The organism is Marinobacterium rhizophilum, from assembly GCF_024397915.1.
Lineage (GTDB): Bacteria > Pseudomonadota > Gammaproteobacteria > Pseudomonadales > Balneatricaceae > Marinobacterium_A > Marinobacterium_A rhizophilum_A.
Genome location: NZ_CP073347.1, coordinates 2,032,599 through 2,048,765 on the forward strand (window position 1 = coordinate 2,032,599; position 16,167 = coordinate 2,048,765).

Below are 16,167 nucleotides of genomic sequence, written 5' to 3' on the forward strand. Positions count from 1 at the left end.
CCTATTCGGAACGAAATTCCACCTCGTAGGAGGTGTATTTGCGCAAATTAATCACACCGGTATCCAGTATCAGATATTGCCCCTTGATTCCCAGAAGCTGCCCGCTGATTTCGGGCGTTTTATCCAGATTCAATGAGCTGACTTTCAGCGGATAGTTCATTACCGGATAGTCGATAGAGACTTCATCCGCCTCCAGCCGCTGCAATGCCTGCAAGCCAAAACGCTGCTCCAGCTCCGCCATGCCGGCAGCACTGGCCTCGAACAGCCGGTCACGCTCGGCTTTCAGATCCAGTGGCGCAATGCCACCCTTGAGCATGGTGCGCCAATTGGTCTTGTCCGCCACCTGATCCTTGAACAGATGTTCCATCAGGCCGGACTGCAAGCGCGAATCCACTCGCAGAATAGGCAGCGCCTGCACCGCCCCCTGGTCGATCCAGCGCGTGGGCACCTGGGTACCACGGGTGATACCCACCTTGATACCGGAGGAGTTGGCCAGGTAAACGATATGACTCTGAAAACAGAACTGCTCGCCCCAGGAGGGGTCGCGGCAGGTACCCAGATGAAAATGACACTTCTCCGGGCTCATGATGCAGCTGTCGCATTCCGGCAGCTTGGTAAAACAGGGGTAGCAATAGCCCTGGCTGAAGCTTTTCTTGGTTTTCCTGCCGCAATGCAGGCAATTGATCGCACCGAGGTGCCTGAGACTGATCTGCTGCCCGAGCCGCTCATTGAGCGCCAGTGCCTGATCGCCGCAGACCAGCTGATAGTGTGCCTGACCGTCGGTCAGCTCGGTACGCATCTTGCGAAGTGCGCCCTGTGCCAGTACTTGCATGAAAAATTAACGCCTAGTTGAGAATTTTAAGGGGCTGGGGCTTGAGCGGATCGGTGCCATGCTGGGCGCCATCGGGCCGGGTGCGATCAATAAAACCGGTGCGCTCGGACTCGGGCAAGCGGCTCTGGTCATAGGCAATCACCGCACGCAGACACAGGGTACGCTGCTCTTCGCTCAAGCGCTCACCGTTGGGCCACTTGCCGATTTCCACCGCCAGCTTGAGCGAACGGTGCATGTCGGGGGTCATGGCTTCAATCAACTGTTCGTAATTCATTCTCTGTACTCCACGCGCGCAGGCCATCGCCGGTGGGCCTGCGCATCTGATTCGCACGCAGTGTACCAGACAGTGCCGCCAGGGCTGAACCGCCAGGACGCTACGGGGCAGCACAAAGACACCCAGACCCAGCGTTTAGCGCTGCCGGATCAGCAGGCTGCGCAGCCCGGCCCAGAGTATCCCTGCGACCAGCCCCGCCAGGTGGGCCGTATTGGCAATGGCGCCGACACCGATATATTCCAGCACGCCGGCAAACCCCAGCACCAGCCATAGCAACATGAGCCCCATCAGTGCAGGCGGCAGCCCGATGGCGGGGCGCCCACCGCGCCGATCCCAAAGCCAGGCATACCCCAACAGCGCAAAGACGACACCGGACATGCCGCCAAACATCGGACCGCTTACCCAGAACTGGGCCAGGTTCGATACCAGCGCCGAGAACAGCACCAGCACCAGCAGGGCGCCACGGCCATGCAGGGTTTCGATAGCGCGGCCCGCCACCCAGACCCAGAGCAGGTTGAACAGGATATGCGGCAGGCTGAAGTGCATCAGCGCTGGCGTAAACAGCCGCCAGAACTGCCCCGAAGCCAGGTTATCCGAGATCGAGGCGTAATACACACTGTCGCCACGCACCTGAAAATCCACCACGGCAAAACGGCGCATCCAGTCGAGGTTCTCGCCAAAGCCCACCAGCAGCGACACCAGCACACTGGCCACAATCAATAGCAGACTGAACCAGAACTGCTGCAGCGCCGCCCGGCTCATCACGCCAACGGAGCGGGCCGGCGGCGCCTTGAGCGCGCTCAGGTCCGCCCCGTCACGCCAGAGCTGATACAGCGTCAGCACCTGGTTGGCGTCCACCTGGCTGGAAATCCACAGTTCCTGCACCTCACCCTTTTCCACCACGCGGTGCGGTACGCGCTGCTGCCAGAGACACTCGGTAAAGCCGTGCAGGTCCTGCGCAAGAGGGGCTTCAAGCAGCTTGATCACAGGACATCTCCGGGCTCGGGTGCACGCACTTCACGGGCAATATCAACCCAGACAAACTTGGCCGGATCAATGCGCGGCTCATGATCGTAGCGATAGGCCACCAGCTTGCCGAACTTAACCGCACTGTAATCCAGGCAGGCGATATTGCTGGTTATCGGTGCCGGCTCCCCGTCACGCCAGTAGTGCCCGACAAAGAGCAGCTTTTCGTCCTCGCCATAGTGCAGCAACTGCGCCCGGTCCTGCTCGCTCAGCGGCATGCGCGCAATGTCGCCCGGCAACGGATCCGGCTGAAACACCACGTCTGCGTAGCGTTCGGCCGACCCACTCCAGAACTTGGTGCGGAAGTAGCGGCGCTGGAAACCATCCTTGCTGGTGATAACGGCCCCGTTGGGCAGCTTCATCTGGGTCCCGCGCAGGGCACGGTCCATCAGCTCACACTCGAAAGTCTCCGGATCGACGGAGCGATGCAGGAAATCTTCGCTGATGCGGTTGCCGCCAAAGTCGCGCGCAAAACGGTCAATCAGTGCCTGGGGCCAGCAGGCGTGAATCACACGAAAATGCTCGAACTCCAGAAAGATCGGCATGTCCCGAATCCAGGTCAGAAAATCCGCCTGCTCCTGCGGATGGGATGCAAAGGCATCAAGGGTCTCTTTCAGTACCCGATGATGACGCGGCGTATGGGAACGCAGAAAATCAAGCCCCGAACCTGGCCGCCCTGGCGTGCAATAACACAGGAAGTTGTATTCATGGTTGCCCATGACCACCTGGGCTGCACCGGCCTCGACCATGTCACGTACCAGGTGCAGCGACTCGCGGATACGCGGCCCGCGGTCAATGATATCGCCGACAAACAGCGCCTGGCGGCTTGGATGGCAGTATGTGCCGCGCTCGCGCCTATACCCCAGACGCTCCAGCAACATCGACAGACTGAGCGCACAACCATGCACGTCACCGATAAGATCAAAGCCCTTTATATCCGGCACATCAGCCTCCCAGCCTTGTCCCCCACCCGAGCTTTTCGCGGCAGGTCAGGTAAAAGTCATAATTGAGCGGATGCAGTAGCTTGAGCTTGTGCGGCTTTTTATGAATCGTAATAACATCGCCCGGCGCCAGGCTAAAGCTCAGCTGACCATCACAGGACACGGTTGGATAGGTTTTATTGTTGTCACTAATGACCAGCTTGAGCTCGCTATTGCCGTCCACCACGATTGGGCGGCTGGATAGCGTATGGGGGAACATGGGCACCAGCACCAGAGCATCGAGCTTGGGTGACATGATAGGGCCGCCCCCCGATAGCGAGTAGGCCGTGGAACCTGTCGGCGTTGCCACGATAAGACCATCGGAGCGCTGCGTGTAGACAAACTGCCCCTCGATAAACAGCTCGAACTGAATCATGCGAGTCGCCTTGCCCGGGTGCAGCACAATATCGTTCAGGGCCGTGCCCTCGCCGATAGGCTCTCCTTCGCGCTTGACGATCATATCGAGCAGAAAGCGACTCTCGACCGTATACTTCCCCTCCAGTACCTCGGCTACCTTTTCCTCGATATCGGCCGGCGATATATCGGTGAGAAAACCCAGGTTGCCGCGATTCACACCCAGTACCGGCACATGGGACGGTGACAGCGCGCGGGCAGCGCCCAGCAGGCTGCCATCACCGCCGACCACAATCACCAGATCACAGATTTCGCCCATCATTTTTTGCTTGCACGTCTGCTGACCATGACCGGGAATAGTGTCGGAAATGCGCTCATCCAGCACAGTATTGAGCCCGCGCTCATTCAGAAAGCGAATCAGCTGCTTCAGCGTATCGATAACCGACTTGCTGCCAAGGCGCCCGATCAAGCCTACATTGCGAAAATAGTCCATCTAACCACCCTGTTGTTAAGCCATTAACCCGGCGGACAAACAGGCTCCCTGCCTGTTTGTCCATCACGCCAGATGCTCCGTATCCCAAGGGAATGGGCGCAACTACGCGGACATGCTGACTTCTCTGGCGTTCGCACCGGGCTTTAGTTCAACCAAAGGCCCAATGATGAAGCATTCATGCTTCATGTATTAACCCACCGGATTAATAACCGCTCAAAGCGGCAGCCCGCCGCGGTAAGCATGCCCTTGATCGTACAATGTTTTTTCCATTCCTCTAAGCCCCTGCAGCCCGCCTGTATGAATCAGCAGCACCCGGGAGCCCGCACGAACCTCACCGTCGGCCACCAGCTGATTGAACCGCAGCAGCATTTTTCCGGTATAAACGGGATCCAGCACCACACCTGTCTTGTGCGTGAAAGCCGGCATAAAAGCTGCCAACAACGGCGATATTCGACCATAGCCGCCACAGTGGGCGTCAAGCTGGAGCTTCCAGCTACCCGAGTCCATGACCCCGGCCTGCTGCAGCAAACCGGCGATATCGGCCTGCAGAAAGGCCCCGCCCTTGAGAGCCGAAAACCCGAGAACGCGGGTATTTTGCGGGCATGATGCGATCAGCCCTGCCAGGGTGCCGCCGGTACCGACCGCAGCACAGACAAGATCAAAGGCCGGCACGCCTTGCAGACCCGCCAATATCTCGCGACAGCCTGCCAGCCCCAGAGCCCCAAAGCCGCCTTCGGCTATCAGGCCAAAACGGCCGAAACGCCTGCGCAGCTGCCGCCGAAAAGCGCCGTCCTGCTTGTTCCGATAGGTTACCCGGTCCACAAATTCGAGCTGCATGCCCCAGGCACTGGCATCCGACAGGGTCGGGTTGCTGGCGTAGGCAGGCTCGCCGCGGATAACACCGATCGTCTCGATACCCATGGCCTGGCCTGCGAACGCCAGTGCATGCACATGATTGGAATAGGCTCCGCCAAAGGTAAGCACGCGCCGCTCGCCGCGCTCAACCAGGTCCTGCAGTGTGTATTTGAGCTTGTACCACTTGTTGCCACTGATGCGCGAGTGAGCCAGATCGAGGCGCAACAACCAGACATCCACACCGGCACGGCTGTACAAATCCAGTTCCAATGGTTGCAGCGGAACCTGCGGCGCACTCTCAAAGGGATTGAAAGAACATGGCTTCATGGGCGCTTAAGCTACCAGATCAGTCGCGGCCTGCCTATGCACCGGCACCAGGTTACGGATACGACGAAGGAACGCAGGCGATGCCGCCCAGGCAGATCAAACAAGAGGAGACGCCCGAGAGACAGGCAAAAAAAAGCCACTTCGAAAAGTGGCGGAACGGACGGGACTCGAACCCGCGACCCCCTGCGTGACAGGCAGGTATTCTAACCAACTGAACTACCGCTCCGTTATGGTGGGCGAAGAGGGGTTCGAACCCCCGACCCTCTGCTTGTAAGGCAGACGCTCTCCCAACTGAGCTATTCGCCCATAACGCTGGCTCAATACGACGCTTCAGCACTTTGAAACGAAGTTTTTCCACTCTAACTAGCCACTTTCGAAAAAGTGGCGGAATGGACGGGACTTAACCCCCGACCGATCCTGTGATGAAATGACAGGCAACTATTCCAACCTGCTATTTCAGCACACATCTTTCAAGCTTCCCACCTTCGAAAAAGTGGCGGAATGGACGGGACTCGAACCCGCGACCCCCTGCGTGACAGGCAGGTATTCTAACCAACTGAACTACCACTCCGTTATGGTGGGCGAAGAGGGGTTCGAACCCCCGACCCTCTGCTTGTAAGGCAGACGCTCTCCCAACTGAGCTATTCGCCCATAACGCTGGCCATTATTCGACGTTCCGGCACCTTGAAACGACGTCTTTCTGTTCAAACTTCCCACTTTCGAAAAAGTGGCGGGATGGACGGAACTTAACCCCCGACCGATCCTGTGATGAGATGACAGGCAACTATTCCAACCTGCTATTTCAGCACCCATTTTTCAAGCTTTCCACTTTCGAAAAAGTGGCGGAATGGACGGGACTCGAACCCGCGACCCCCTGCGTGACAGGCAGGTATTCTAACCAACTGAACTACCACTCCGTTATGGTGGGCGAAGAGGGGTTCGAACCCCCGACCCTCTGCTTGTAAGGCAGACGCTCTCCCAACTGAGCTATTCGCCCATAACGCTGGCCACTATTCGACGTTCCGGCACCTTGAAACGACGTCTTTCTGTTCAAGCTTCCCACTTTCGAAAAAGTGGCGGAATGGACGGAACTTAACCCCCGACCGATCCTGTGATGAGATGACAGGCAACTATTCTAACCTGCTATTTCAGCACTCATCTTTCAAGCTTTCCACTTTCGAAAAAGTGGCGGAATGGACGGGACTCGAACCCGCGACCCCCTGCGTGACAGGCAGGTATTCTAACCAACTGAACTACCACTCCGTTATGGTGGGCGAAGAGGGGTTCGAACCCCCGACCCTCTGCTTGTAAGGCAGACGCTCTCCCAACTGAGCTATTCGCCCATAACGCTGGCCATTGTTCGACGTTTCGGCACCTTGAAACGACGTCTTTCTACGCTAACTTTCCACTTTCGAAAAAGTGCTGGACTGGACAGGACTTAATCCCCGACCGATCCTGTGATGAGATGACAGGCAATTATCCTAACCTGCTATTTCAGCACCCATCTTTCAAGCTTCCCACTTTCGAAAAGTGGCGGAATGGACGGGACTCGAACCCGCGACCCCCTGCGTGACAGGCAGGTATTCTAACCAACTGAACTACCACTCCGCAGCTTGATCGAGGGAAGATTACACATCAACCACCCCCGAGATCAACCGCCCTGAACATGTTGTTGCCTCAGAACGGAGTGCGAATTCTAATGATTTTGTGAGTGCTGTCAAACGTTTAGCGGCATTTTTTTTAAGTCATTTCAGCATCGAACACTTTTCATACAAAAACGACACCTCGATCAACACAGGTGTGTCGGCGACACCCGCACCACCTGCACGATTCGACACCCGCCAGCCCCCTGGCTGACTTTCTCTCACACCAATTCGCTCGACACGCAGCCCTATTGCACAATCAAATCGCAAGCAGATAGAGTAGCCGCATCGACAGACACTGATCGAGCAGGCAGGCGCACAGCGCACCCTGCTCCCACTACCCGGATTCGATTAACGCCATGACCCCCAGCGCCAGCACCGCCCAGGCACTTGATCGCTACATGGATCGTGCCCTTGAATACCAGCTAGCACACGCCGGCCGCCTGCCACTGCTCCCCTTTGATGCCAAATGGAGCTCGGACTGCTACGCAACCCAGGCCGCAGACGACGAACCGACGCCATGGCGCCCCGTGCGACAGACCGAAGACAGCGACCTGTTCGAGCGCATAGGCCAGGCACTGGAGCAAAAAATCCATCCCGACATCGTGACGTTCTACAGCCGCTACTGGTCCGACCCGTTGCCCGCCCGCCACCTGTCGAACAAACTGGTGCTGCTGCAGCTGTGGAACCCGGAGGACGGCGAGCGCCTGCGCGGCAACCTGCTCGGGCACGCGCTGATGAAAGCCCGCAAGAAACAGCCCCTGACGCTGTTTTTCGCCAGCACCGAGCCTGAAGACATGTTTATCAGCATTAACAACAGCGATGGCACCGTCTGGCTCGAAGCCCCGGGCAAGAAGCCACTGCGCCAGATTGCCGATAGCCTGGCGGCGTTTCTGGACGCCCTGGAACCCGACACCATTGCGGATCAGGAGTAAGTCATGCCTCGCCTGCTACCCCTAATGTTCTGCCTGTTTGCCCTGACTCTCGGTGGCTGCACGAGCCTCAGCCCGCAACAGATCGAGCTTCAGCCCCAGATCGATAGCTGGCAACGTCTGCCCAGCGGCATCCAGGTCGAACTGGACGCCAAGGACCTGCGCAGCTCACCGATCATTGGCCACCGCGTCTCGCGCTTCGAGCAGAACGCCTTTATCACTTTGGCCCGGGATGCTCGCTACACCCTGCTGAGCAGTGCCCAGCAGGGACTGCGCCAGATGGGCGCATACCAGTTTGGCCCTGCAACCGGGCAACGCGGTCAACTGAAGATCACCCTGCTGCTGGACGAACTGAGCTACAAGGCCAGCCAGGAAGGCTCACAGCAACAGGTAAGACTGCAAATGAAACTGCGCCTGGTGGCCCAGATGAACGGTCGCTCGCTAAGCGGGGAGTACAGGTCCGAGCAGCGCTACCAGTCCCCTTTTACACCGTCCGAGAGCAAAAACCAGGAACTGTTCAACCTCCTGGCCAGCGACACCCTGACCCGCGCCTTTAACGACCCCAAGTTGCTGCAATTCATCAACCAGCAATACTAGGAGGCTGTCCGACAACACTCAACCTACTGCGAACCACCTGAGCTTGGCTGATTTTCGTGCTGCTTGGCGTTAAATAGAACCACTATTCGCCTTAAAACACCGCAAAAATCAGCTCAAGCCAGCCGGCTCTCGCTACGGTCAGCATGCTCGGACAGCCTCCTAACCAGCGCCGTTACCAGCCGACGGTCATGGAAAGCAGGCGACTGATCTGGCACAGGGGCCGGCCCGATTCCTGCTGCCATTGATTGAAGGCCTGCTGCACCAGGCGCAGGTCGCGCTGTGCCGTTGGCCTTTTGTCCACGATGCCCTGGGCGACCAGGGCGGCGACCACATCGTCGGTCAGCAGGAAAGTGTCCTTGCCCACCATACGCAGGAAATACGGCCCCGAGTTGCCACCCAGCTGAGCACCCTGCTTTTTTAACAGCAACCAGAGCCCGGTTATATCGTCCACAGGCCAGTGCGCCAGAAAACGCGCAAAACTGCCGTGCCGTGCCGCCAGCTCCGTAACCATCAGGGCATTGGCCCGCACGGACTTGAGCTTGCCAAAGTGCCGGATCAGCTTGTCATTCTGCATCAGGCGCTCAAGCTGCTCGTCCGACATCAGCGCCACCTTGTGCGGATCAAACCCCCAGAACGCCACTTCAAACGCCGGCCAGCGCGCGTCCACCAGGGAATGCTTGAGGCCCGCCCGAAATACCCGCCGACAGAGGTCGGACAGCAACCTGTCATCAGCAACCGCCGCCAACTGGTCTGCCGTCAACGGCGCAGGCAGAAGCGCCTCGACATCCCGGTCGGCGTGGTGTTCCACCACCTGCTGGTACAGCCACTGAAAAGACTTCATCGCCACTCTCTCCCATCCCTGCTACTCATGCGCCTGCTAATCACCACATCCGCGGCAGCGCTGCTATTTGGGGCCGCATATTCTTTTGCACCGGAAAAGGACGTATGATTTATCCCTTTTTCGCCAATGGACACAGGCACTTCGCCAAAGCGTGTCCCGCCAGTCGCAGTGGCTCGAATCAAACGCAACTGCAATGGAGTTCAGGGTTGCAACCATGCCAGTAATCAGAAAATCGAACAAGCTGATCAACGTCTGCTATGACATCCGCGGTCCTGTCCTGCAGGAAGCCAAGCGGCTGGAAGAAGAAGGCCACCGCATTCTCAAACTGAATATCGGCAACCCCGCGCCCTGGGGCTTTGAGGCCCCGGAAGAAATCGTGCAGGACGTCATTCACAACCTGCCCTCGGCCCAGGGCTACTGCGACTCCAAGGGACTGTTTTCTGCCCGCAAGGCGGTGATGCAGGAAACCCAGCGCAAGGGCATTCGCAATGTCACCATCGAAGACATCTACATCGGTAACGGCGTATCCGAGCTGATTGTCATGGCCATGCAGGGCCTGCTGAACGATACCGACGAAATGCTGATCCCCTCGCCCGACTACCCGCTCTGGACGGCCGCTGTCAGCCTGTCCGGCGGCAATCCGATCCACTACGTCTGCGACGAGCAGGCCGACTGGTTCCCGGATATCGACGACATGCGCAGCAAGATTACCGAGCGCACCAAGGGCATCGTGGTGATCAACCCCAACAACCCCACCGGCGCGCTCTACCCGCTGGAACTGCTGCAGCAGATCATCGACCTGGCCCGCGAACACGACCTGATCCTGTTTGCCGACGAGATCTACGACAAGATTCTGTACGACGGCCATGAGCACGTATCCCTGGCCTCCCTCGCCGACGATGTGCTGTGCATTACCTTTAACGGCCTGTCCAAGACCTACCGCGCGGCGGGCTTTCGCTCCGGCTGGCTGATCGTCAGCGGGCCCAAGCACCAGGCGCGGGACTACATCGAAGGCCTGGACATGCTCGCCAGCATGCGCCTGTGCGCCAACGTCCCGGCGCAGCACGCCATCCAGACAGCCCTTGGCGGCTACCAGAGCATCAACGAGCTAACCGTTCCGGGCGGGCGTCTGTATGACCAGATGGACAGCGCCTGGCGCCGCATCAACGACATCCCCGGAGTCTCCTGCGTCCGCCCCAAGGCCGCCATGTACCTGTTCCCGAAGCTGGATCCGCAGATGTACCCGATCCACAACGACGAAAAAATGGTGCTCGACCTGTTGCAGCAACAAAAGGTACTGGTGGTGCAGGGCAGCGGCTTCAACATGACCGATACGCAGCATTTTCGCGTCGTCTTCCTGCCCCGCCAGGATGAGCTCGAAGATGCAATCCAGCGCCTGGCCGACTTTCTGCGCCTCTACCGGCAATAAAGCCCGCACAACAGCACCGCCATGCCAGAGACTGACCCGGGCGTCATTCTCTGGCATGCTGGCAAGATAGCGTGTGCTGATCCATCAGAATAACAAGGCTGGAACCCACCATGACCCGACCTCTCTGGCGCAACCTGCTGCTGTCGCTCCTGCTGCTGGCCAGCAGCACCTTGGGACTGGCAGCCGCTGTCACCCAGGAACAGGCGCGACAAACCAGCACCGGCAAGGTCGCACAGATGAGCGACGGCGAAGTGCGCCAGATGCTGATCGACCAGCTCGAACAGCAAAGCATTGCCCGCAAGCCCAACCCCTACGACGCCCTGCAAAGCATGCCGGCGCCGACCAATGACTTCGAAAGTCGCCTCGAACTGCTAAAGCAAAGCCTGCAACGCTGGCCACAACAGCAGCAGGCTTTCTGGAGCTCACTTAGCGACCAGCGCGGCTGGGACGGTTTCAGTGATCTGATCATCGCCTTCGCAATGATGCTGCTGTCAGGCCTCGCCACCGAAGGCCTGCTGGGCTGGAAGCTCAGGCGCATGTCGGCCGACATCTCCTGCCAGCAGTGCCATGACCTGTCCACCAGCGTGGGTTACCTCTTCCTGCAATCGGCCCTCAACCTGGTACGCCTGGGTGCCTTCGTGCTCGGCGCGCTCGCCTTGCCCGTGCTGGCCTATGACCCCGGTACCGGCCTGCGCCCAACCCTGATGGCCCTGCTGATCGCCGTCAGCATCATACGCCTGGTCAGCATCCTGTCGCGCTCGCTGTTCGCGCCCTATGCCCGGGGCATCCGGCCGTTTCGCATGGAGTGCGAGAATGCCCAGAACATACACCACTGGGTCATCGGTTTCGCCATTACCTACGTTATCGTCAACCATGGCCTGGCGCTGCTGTACCACCACGGCATTGAAACCATTCTGTCGGCGATTACCGTCCCCCTGGGCGGCCTGCTGCTGAACTTTATCGCCATTGCCTTCGTCTGGCATCACCGCCACACCATTACCCGACTGTTCGCCGACACCGAAGCCGATCCGGACTCCTCGATGCGACAGACACTGCGCCAGAACTGGCCAATGCTGGCAACGTTATGGCTGATGCTGCTCTGGTGTATCTGGAGCTACCACGTTTTTATCGGCAACTATGAAACCGCCCACAGCGTGGAACCCGTGTGGTGGCTGACCCTTGGCTTTATCCTGATCGACCGCCTGCTGCACGCCCTGCTGCAGCGCATGTGCCAGTTCTCCTGGCTGCAAAGCCATACCTTTGAACAGCGTTCGCGTCACTTTATCCGCATCGTGCAAAACGGCAGCCGGCTGATCCTGCTCGGCGTCACCCTGTTCTTCCTCAGCGAAACCTTCGGCTTTTCGTCCATGTCGATGCTGGAGGAAACCCTGGTGCAGCGCAGCCTGGGTGTGGCCATCGATATCATGGCTATCCTGCTGCTGGCCTACATCTGCTGGCAGGTGATTCAGTCCGCCATCGAGCGGCGCCTGCCCGAGCCGCAAAACAATGATGCCCTGGCCAGCCTCGAAGGTGAAGGAGGTGCAGAAGGCGCCTCTCGGGCCGAAACCCTGTTGCCGCTGGTGCGCAGTTTTACGTCCGTTATTCTGGTAATCGTGGTCGCCCTGATGGCCCTGAGCGTCACCGGCATCGAAATCGGCCCACTGCTCGCCGGTGCCGGTGTTGTCGGTATCGCCATCGGCTTTGGCGCCCAGAAACTGGTACAGGACATCCTGTCCGGCATTTTCTTTCTGCTGGACGATGCCTTTCGGCGCGGTGAATACATCGAGGCCGCGGGCCTGCGCGGCACCGTGGAGCAGATATCACTGCGCTCCATGCGCCTGCGCCACCACCTCGGCGCCGTGCAGACCATCCCGTACAGCGAAATCGCCACGGTAAAGAACCTGTCACGGGACTGGGTCACCATGAAGCTTGAGTTCCGCCTGCCCTACGACACCGATATCGAGCAGGTTCGGAAAATTATCAAGAAGGTCGGACAGGGCATGCTCGATGATCCCGAAATAGGCCCGCAGATCCTGCTGCCACTCAAATCCCAGGGCGTTATGCGGATCGAGGAATCTGCCTTGATCTTTCGCATGAAGTTCACCTGCAAGCCCGGCGAGCAATGGGTTATCCGCCGCGAGGCCTACCGCCAGGTGAAGGACGCACTGGAGGCCAACGGCATTCGCTTCGCCCACCGCTCGGTGCATGTACTGCTGCCGGACGCGCCCGCCGCCGCCCAGGCCGAGGATCAGGTCGACGCCGCGCGCCTTGGCCTTGTGGGTGCTGCCGCCGCACAGGCCGCGCTACACCCGGACCTGCTGCACAGCAACCGGATCGACGACGATCACGGCAAAAACCTCTACGAGGACGACAGCTCTGCCTGAACCACACAAGCCCAGCGCCGGCCATGGCTATACAAGCCCTGAGCCCGTGCTTTACTATGGCCGCCAGAAATGGACGCCGCTGCATAAGGCAATAGTTTGAAAAACCGTCGCTTGCTGATTTACAGCCACGATTCCTTTGGCCTCGGCCACCTGCGCCGCTGCCGTGCGCTGGCCCATGCCATAGTGGATGCCTACAAGGGCCTCTCGGTGCTGATCATGACCGGGTCCCCCATTATCGGGCGCTTTGACTTCAAGGCCCGAGTGGACTTTGTCCGCATCCCCGGCGTCATCAAGCTGCACAATGGCGACTACACCTCCCTGGCGCTGCACATCGACCTGGCCGACACCCTGGCACTGCGCGAAAGCATTATCCTGAACACCACCAAGGCCTTCGCACCGGACATTTTCCTGGTCGACAAGGAACCGCTCGGTCTCAAGGGTGAAGTCCACTCGACACTGGAAATGCTCAAGGGTACGTCGACCCGCACCATTCTCGGCCTGCGGGATGTCATGGACGCACCGGACCTGCTGACCACCGAATGGCACAAGAAAGGCATCTTTGGTGAGCTGGAACGCCTTTACGACGAGCTCTGGGTGTACGGCCCCCGCGCCATGGGCAACCCGCTGCGCAGCCTGCCCATCGGCGCCGATACCCTGGAGCGAATGCGCTATACCGGCTACCTGCGCCGGGAAATTCCCGAGATCGCCAACACTGTCGACTCCGCCTCCCCCGAACAGCCCTATATCCTGGTGACGCCAGGCGGTGGCGGTGACGGCATCGAGATGACCGACTGGGTCCTGCGCGCCTACGAATCCGGCGTCAGCCTGCCCTGGCGAGCCCTGTTCGTGCTCGGCCCCTTTATGCCCCAGGCCGAGCGCCAGCAGTTCCTGCAGCGCGCCGAGTCCCTGCCTGACGTCGACATGATTACCTTCGATGCCCAGCTCGAACGACTGATGGCCAACGCCGCCGCCGTCGTCGCCATGGGCGGCTACAACACCTTCTGTGAAATCCTCTCTCTTGATCGACCCGCGCTGATCCTGCCGCGCAGCTTTCCGCGCAAGGAGCAGCTGATCCGGGCACAGAATGCCGCCGCCCTGAACCTGATCAGCCTGGTGGATGCCGACGGCGCACGCACGACCGCCGAAATGGTCGAGGCGCTGCAACGACTGCCGCAGCAATCGCCACCGGGTGTTGCCAGCAAGGCCGAATGGCTCGGCGGCCTCGACAGCGTCACCGAGCGCATAGGCGAGCTGTTCGACCAGGCGCCCTCATGAGCAGACTCCGCTCAACACCTGCGCGGGTACTGTTTTATGTGCAGCACCTGCTCGGCGTGGGCCATCTGCGCCGCGCCGCACTGCTGTGTGAGGCGCTGGTTGAAGCCGGACTGGATGTCCACATGATCCTGGGCGGGGAGCCAGTGCCCTCGATCCGCTTTGCGGGGGCCCAGTGCCACTACCTGAACGCCCTGCGGGTACAGGATGCCGACTTCGCCACCCTGGTAGACACCGCCGGCAACCCGCTTGATGACAACATGCGCCATCAGCGCCGTGACCAGCTGCTGGCGCTTGCGGCCCAGATCCAGCCCGATGCCATCATCACCGAGCTGTTTCCCTTTGGCCGGCGCCAGATGCGCTTTGAACTGCGCCCGCTGCTGGACTGGGCACGGCGGCAGCCCAAGCCCCCGCGGCTGATCTGCTCGCTGCGCGACATCGTGCAACAGCGCAGCCCGGAGCGGGAGCGCGAAACCCTGGGACTGATCGACAAGCACTACCACCGCATCTGGGCCCACGGCGATGCCCGCTTCGCTCCCCTGGATGCCAGCTATCAATTGACGCCCGAGCTGGGCGAGCGGTTGCACTATACCGGCTACATCGCCCCCCGGGCTCCCGCGCCGCGGCCACGCCAGGGCGTTATTGTTTCGGCCGGCGGCGGTGCCGTCGGTCTGCGCCTGCTGCAGGCGGCCATATGCGCTCACCGCGACGGCCTGCTGCCAGGGCGCCCCTGGACCCTGATTGCAGGCCCCAACCTGCCGCAGGGGGATTTCGAGCGGCTGCAACAGTCGCTGCACGCACCCGAACTGCAGCTTATGCGCTTTTGCGACGACTTCGTCAGCCGCCTGGCCGGCGCCGAACTGTCCATTTCCCAGGCCGGCTACAACACGGTCATGGACCTGCTGGTCAGCCAGGTGCCCGCGGTGGTCGTGCCCTACATTGGCAGCGGCGAAACCGAACAGATCAGCCGCGCCCGGCACCTTGCCGAGGCCGGACGCGTCAGCATCGCCGACGAGGCAGACCTGTGCGCCGACAGCCTTCGTCACGCGGCCCATCAGGCCCTGTCCAGGACCGACCATGCGCACTCTAACCCCGCGCCGTTGCGCCTTGACGGTGCCCAGAACGCCGCCGCCGACCTGCTGCGCCTGCTTTCAGGCCAAGCAGCATGACCTGCTGGCAAGCACTGCTCCAGGAACTGGCCCAGTGGGATGCGCCCGCGACCTTCTGGTGGCGCGACGACGATGCCGTCGCCCCCAGCGCCGCGCTCGATCAGCTCATCGACATCACCCGGCGCCACACCATCGACCTGAGCCTTGCCGTGATTCCCGCCCTTTGCACCGAGGCCCTGGCCCGGCGCCTGGCCGCGGAGCCCCGCGTCTGGGTGCTGCAGCACGGCTATGATCACAGCCCCTACGCCGGACCCGGTGAGCGCAAGCGCGAACTGGGCGGCCCACGGCCGCGAGCGCAGATCCTGCAGCAACTCAAAGTCGGACGGCAGCGACTGCAGCAGCTGTTTGGCCGACAAGCGCTGGACATACTGGTGCCGCCCTGGAACCGTATCGATGCTGACCTGCTGCCCCTGCTGCCGGCGCTTGGCTATGAACGCCTGTCCGTACTTGGGCCGCGAGAAACGGAACCTGCGGGAGTGCCACAGCTCAATGTACATATCGACATCATCGACTGGCGCGCACGCCGCTTTGCCGGTACCGACCCGATTATCGAGGGCATTATCGCCAACCTGCAGGCCCGCAGGCGGGGCCAGGTGGATGCCAGCGAGCCCTGCGGGCTGATGACCCATCACCTGGATCACGACGCCGCCTGCTGGGCTTTTCTCGACCAGCTGAGCGACACCCTGGCAGCCTCCGGGAAAGTGCGCTGGATCGACGGTCCCGGACTGCTGCACAGCTGATGCAGCCCGTTAAACACAG

14 protein-coding genes and 9 tRNA genes are annotated in these 16,167 nt (G+C 60.3%); 7 read left to right on the forward strand and 16 right to left on the reverse strand.

Going from position 1 to position 16,167, the window contains the following annotated elements; translation table 11 throughout:
* Nucleotide 1 precedes the first annotated feature (1 nt).
* The 15 genes from KDW95_RS09110 to KDW95_RS09180 form a co-directional block, all read right to left on the reverse strand.
* Nucleotides 2-832, reverse strand: a complete 831-nt coding sequence (locus KDW95_RS09110; protein ID WP_255855964.1) for a DUF2797 domain-containing protein — start codon at nucleotides 830-832, stop codon at nucleotides 2-4.
* 13 nt (nucleotides 833-845) lie between these two features.
* Nucleotides 846-1,106, reverse strand: a complete 261-nt coding sequence (locus KDW95_RS09115) for a YeaC family protein (RefSeq protein ID WP_255855965.1) — start codon at nucleotides 1,104-1,106, stop codon at nucleotides 846-848.
* Nucleotides 1,107-1,241: 135 nt separating this feature from the next.
* The gene (locus tag KDW95_RS09120) at nucleotides 1,242-2,093 is read right to left on the reverse strand and encodes a rhomboid family intramembrane serine protease (RefSeq protein WP_255855966.1); all 852 of its coding nucleotides are present in this window, start codon (nucleotides 2,091-2,093) and stop codon (nucleotides 1,242-1,244) included.
* Complete coding sequence (locus KDW95_RS09125) at nucleotides 2,090-3,076, reverse strand: metallophosphoesterase (protein WP_255855967.1); 987 nt, start codon at nucleotides 3,074-3,076, stop codon at nucleotides 2,090-2,092. Before KDW95_RS09125 ends, KDW95_RS09120 begins: the two co-directional genes overlap by 4 nt.
* 1 nt (nucleotide 3,077) lies before the next feature.
* The gene (locus tag KDW95_RS09130; RefSeq protein ID WP_255855968.1) at nucleotides 3,078-3,959 is read right to left on the reverse strand and encodes an NAD(+) kinase; all 882 of its coding nucleotides are present in this window, start codon (nucleotides 3,957-3,959) and stop codon (nucleotides 3,078-3,080) included.
* A 213-nt stretch (nucleotides 3,960-4,172) separates the two neighbouring features.
* A complete protein-coding gene (locus tag KDW95_RS09135) occupies nucleotides 4,173-5,141 on the reverse strand; it encodes a 1-aminocyclopropane-1-carboxylate deaminase/D-cysteine desulfhydrase (protein WP_255855969.1) in 969 nt (322 codons plus the stop codon).
* A gap of 149 nt (nucleotides 5,142-5,290) precedes the next feature.
* A tRNA-Asp gene (locus KDW95_RS09140) sits at nucleotides 5,291-5,367 on the reverse strand.
* 4 nt (nucleotides 5,368-5,371) lie between these two features.
* Nucleotides 5,372-5,447: transfer RNA gene (locus KDW95_RS09145), tRNA-Val, on the reverse strand.
* A gap of 188 nt (nucleotides 5,448-5,635) precedes the next feature.
* Nucleotides 5,636-5,712 (reverse strand) — tRNA-Asp (locus KDW95_RS09150).
* Nucleotides 5,713-5,716: 4 nt separating this feature from the next.
* Nucleotides 5,717-5,792: transfer RNA gene (locus KDW95_RS09155), tRNA-Val, on the reverse strand.
* Nucleotides 5,793-5,981: 189 nt separating this feature from the next.
* Nucleotides 5,982-6,058, reverse strand: a tRNA-Asp gene (locus KDW95_RS09160).
* A gap of 4 nt (nucleotides 6,059-6,062) precedes the next feature.
* Nucleotides 6,063-6,138: transfer RNA gene (locus KDW95_RS09165), tRNA-Val, on the reverse strand.
* Nucleotides 6,139-6,327: 189 nt separating this feature from the next.
* Nucleotides 6,328-6,404, reverse strand: a tRNA-Asp gene (locus KDW95_RS09170).
* 4 nt (nucleotides 6,405-6,408) lie between these two features.
* Nucleotides 6,409-6,484: transfer RNA gene (locus KDW95_RS09175), tRNA-Val, on the reverse strand.
* Between the two features lie 188 nt (nucleotides 6,485-6,672).
* Nucleotides 6,673-6,749: transfer RNA gene (locus KDW95_RS09180), tRNA-Asp, on the reverse strand.
* A gap of 394 nt (nucleotides 6,750-7,143) precedes the next feature.
* Between KDW95_RS09180 and syd the strand changes: the two genes are divergently transcribed.
* Together syd and KDW95_RS09190 are read left to right on the forward strand one after the other, a co-directional pair.
* Entirely contained in the window at nucleotides 7,144-7,719 is a 576-nt protein-coding gene (gene syd / locus KDW95_RS09185; protein WP_255855970.1) for a SecY-interacting protein, read from the forward strand.
* 3 nt (nucleotides 7,720-7,722) lie between these two features.
* Nucleotides 7,723-8,313 (forward strand): YajG family lipoprotein, encoded by a 591-nt coding sequence (locus KDW95_RS09190; RefSeq protein ID WP_255855971.1) that lies wholly within the window; start codon nucleotides 7,723-7,725, stop codon nucleotides 8,311-8,313.
* A 172-nt stretch (nucleotides 8,314-8,485) separates the two neighbouring features.
* On the opposite strand, the gene KDW95_RS09195 is transcribed toward KDW95_RS09190, so the two are convergent.
* Nucleotides 8,486-9,154, reverse strand: a complete 669-nt coding sequence (locus KDW95_RS09195) for a DNA-3-methyladenine glycosylase I (RefSeq protein WP_255855972.1) — start codon at nucleotides 9,152-9,154, stop codon at nucleotides 8,486-8,488.
* A gap of 214 nt (nucleotides 9,155-9,368) precedes the next feature.
* On the opposite strand from KDW95_RS09195, the gene KDW95_RS09200 reads away from it, so the two are divergent.
* From KDW95_RS09200 to KDW95_RS09220, 5 genes are all read left to right on the forward strand, one after another.
* Nucleotides 9,369-10,583 carry a pyridoxal phosphate-dependent aminotransferase gene (locus KDW95_RS09200; protein WP_255855973.1) on the forward strand — a complete coding sequence of 405 codons (1,215 nt, stop codon included), beginning with the start codon at nucleotides 9,369-9,371 and terminating at the stop codon, nucleotides 10,581-10,583.
* A 110-nt stretch (nucleotides 10,584-10,693) separates the two neighbouring features.
* Nucleotides 10,694-12,967 (forward strand): mechanosensitive ion channel family protein, encoded by a 2,274-nt coding sequence (locus tag KDW95_RS09205; RefSeq protein WP_255855974.1) that lies wholly within the window; start codon nucleotides 10,694-10,696, stop codon nucleotides 12,965-12,967.
* Between the two features lie 96 nt (nucleotides 12,968-13,063).
* The gene (locus KDW95_RS09210) at nucleotides 13,064-14,242 is read left to right on the forward strand and encodes a glycosyltransferase family protein (protein ID WP_255855975.1); all 1,179 of its coding nucleotides are present in this window, start codon (nucleotides 13,064-13,066) and stop codon (nucleotides 14,240-14,242) included.
* Entirely contained in the window at nucleotides 14,239-15,408 is a 1,170-nt protein-coding gene (locus KDW95_RS09215) for a glycosyltransferase family protein (protein WP_255855976.1), read from the forward strand. The genes KDW95_RS09210 and KDW95_RS09215 overlap by 4 nt, the downstream gene beginning before the upstream one ends.
* Nucleotides 15,405-16,148 (forward strand): polysaccharide deacetylase family protein, encoded by a 744-nt coding sequence (locus tag KDW95_RS09220; protein WP_255855977.1) that lies wholly within the window; start codon nucleotides 15,405-15,407, stop codon nucleotides 16,146-16,148. The genes KDW95_RS09215 and KDW95_RS09220 overlap by 4 nt, the downstream gene beginning before the upstream one ends.
* Nucleotides 16,149-16,167: the final 19 nt, after the last annotated feature.

Excerpts from the sequence above, each read along its gene's own strand:
- syd (WP_255855970.1), top strand. The coding sequence starts at position 7,144 with ATGACCCCCAGCGCCAGCACCGCCCAGGCACTTGATCGCTACATGGAT.
- KDW95_RS09205 (WP_255855974.1), top strand. The coding sequence starts at position 10,694 with ATGACCCGACCTCTCTGGCGCAACCTGCTGCTGTCGCTCCTGCTGCTG.
- KDW95_RS09190 (WP_255855971.1), top strand. The coding sequence starts at position 7,723 with ATGCCTCGCCTGCTACCCCTAATGTTCTGCCTGTTTGCCCTGACTCTC.
- KDW95_RS09110 (WP_255855964.1), bottom strand. The coding sequence starts at position 832 with ATGCAAGTACTGGCACAGGGCGCACTTCGCAAGATGCGTACCGAGCTG.
- KDW95_RS09130 (WP_255855968.1), bottom strand. The coding sequence starts at position 3,959 with ATGGACTATTTTCGCAATGTAGGCTTGATCGGGCGCCTTGGCAGCAAG.
- KDW95_RS09135 (WP_255855969.1), bottom strand. The coding sequence starts at position 5,141 with ATGAAGCCATGTTCTTTCAATCCCTTTGAGAGTGCGCCGCAGGTTCCG.
- KDW95_RS09195 (WP_255855972.1), bottom strand. The coding sequence starts at position 9,154 with ATGAAGTCTTTTCAGTGGCTGTACCAGCAGGTGGTGGAACACCACGCC.
- KDW95_RS09200 (WP_255855973.1), top strand. The coding sequence starts at position 9,369 with ATGCCAGTAATCAGAAAATCGAACAAGCTGATCAACGTCTGCTATGAC.
- KDW95_RS09115 (WP_255855965.1), bottom strand. The coding sequence starts at position 1,106 with ATGAATTACGAACAGTTGATTGAAGCCATGACCCCCGACATGCACCGT.
- KDW95_RS09220 (WP_255855977.1), top strand. The coding sequence starts at position 15,405 with ATGACCTGCTGGCAAGCACTGCTCCAGGAACTGGCCCAGTGGGATGCG.
- KDW95_RS09215 (WP_255855976.1), top strand. The coding sequence starts at position 14,239 with ATGAGCAGACTCCGCTCAACACCTGCGCGGGTACTGTTTTATGTGCAG.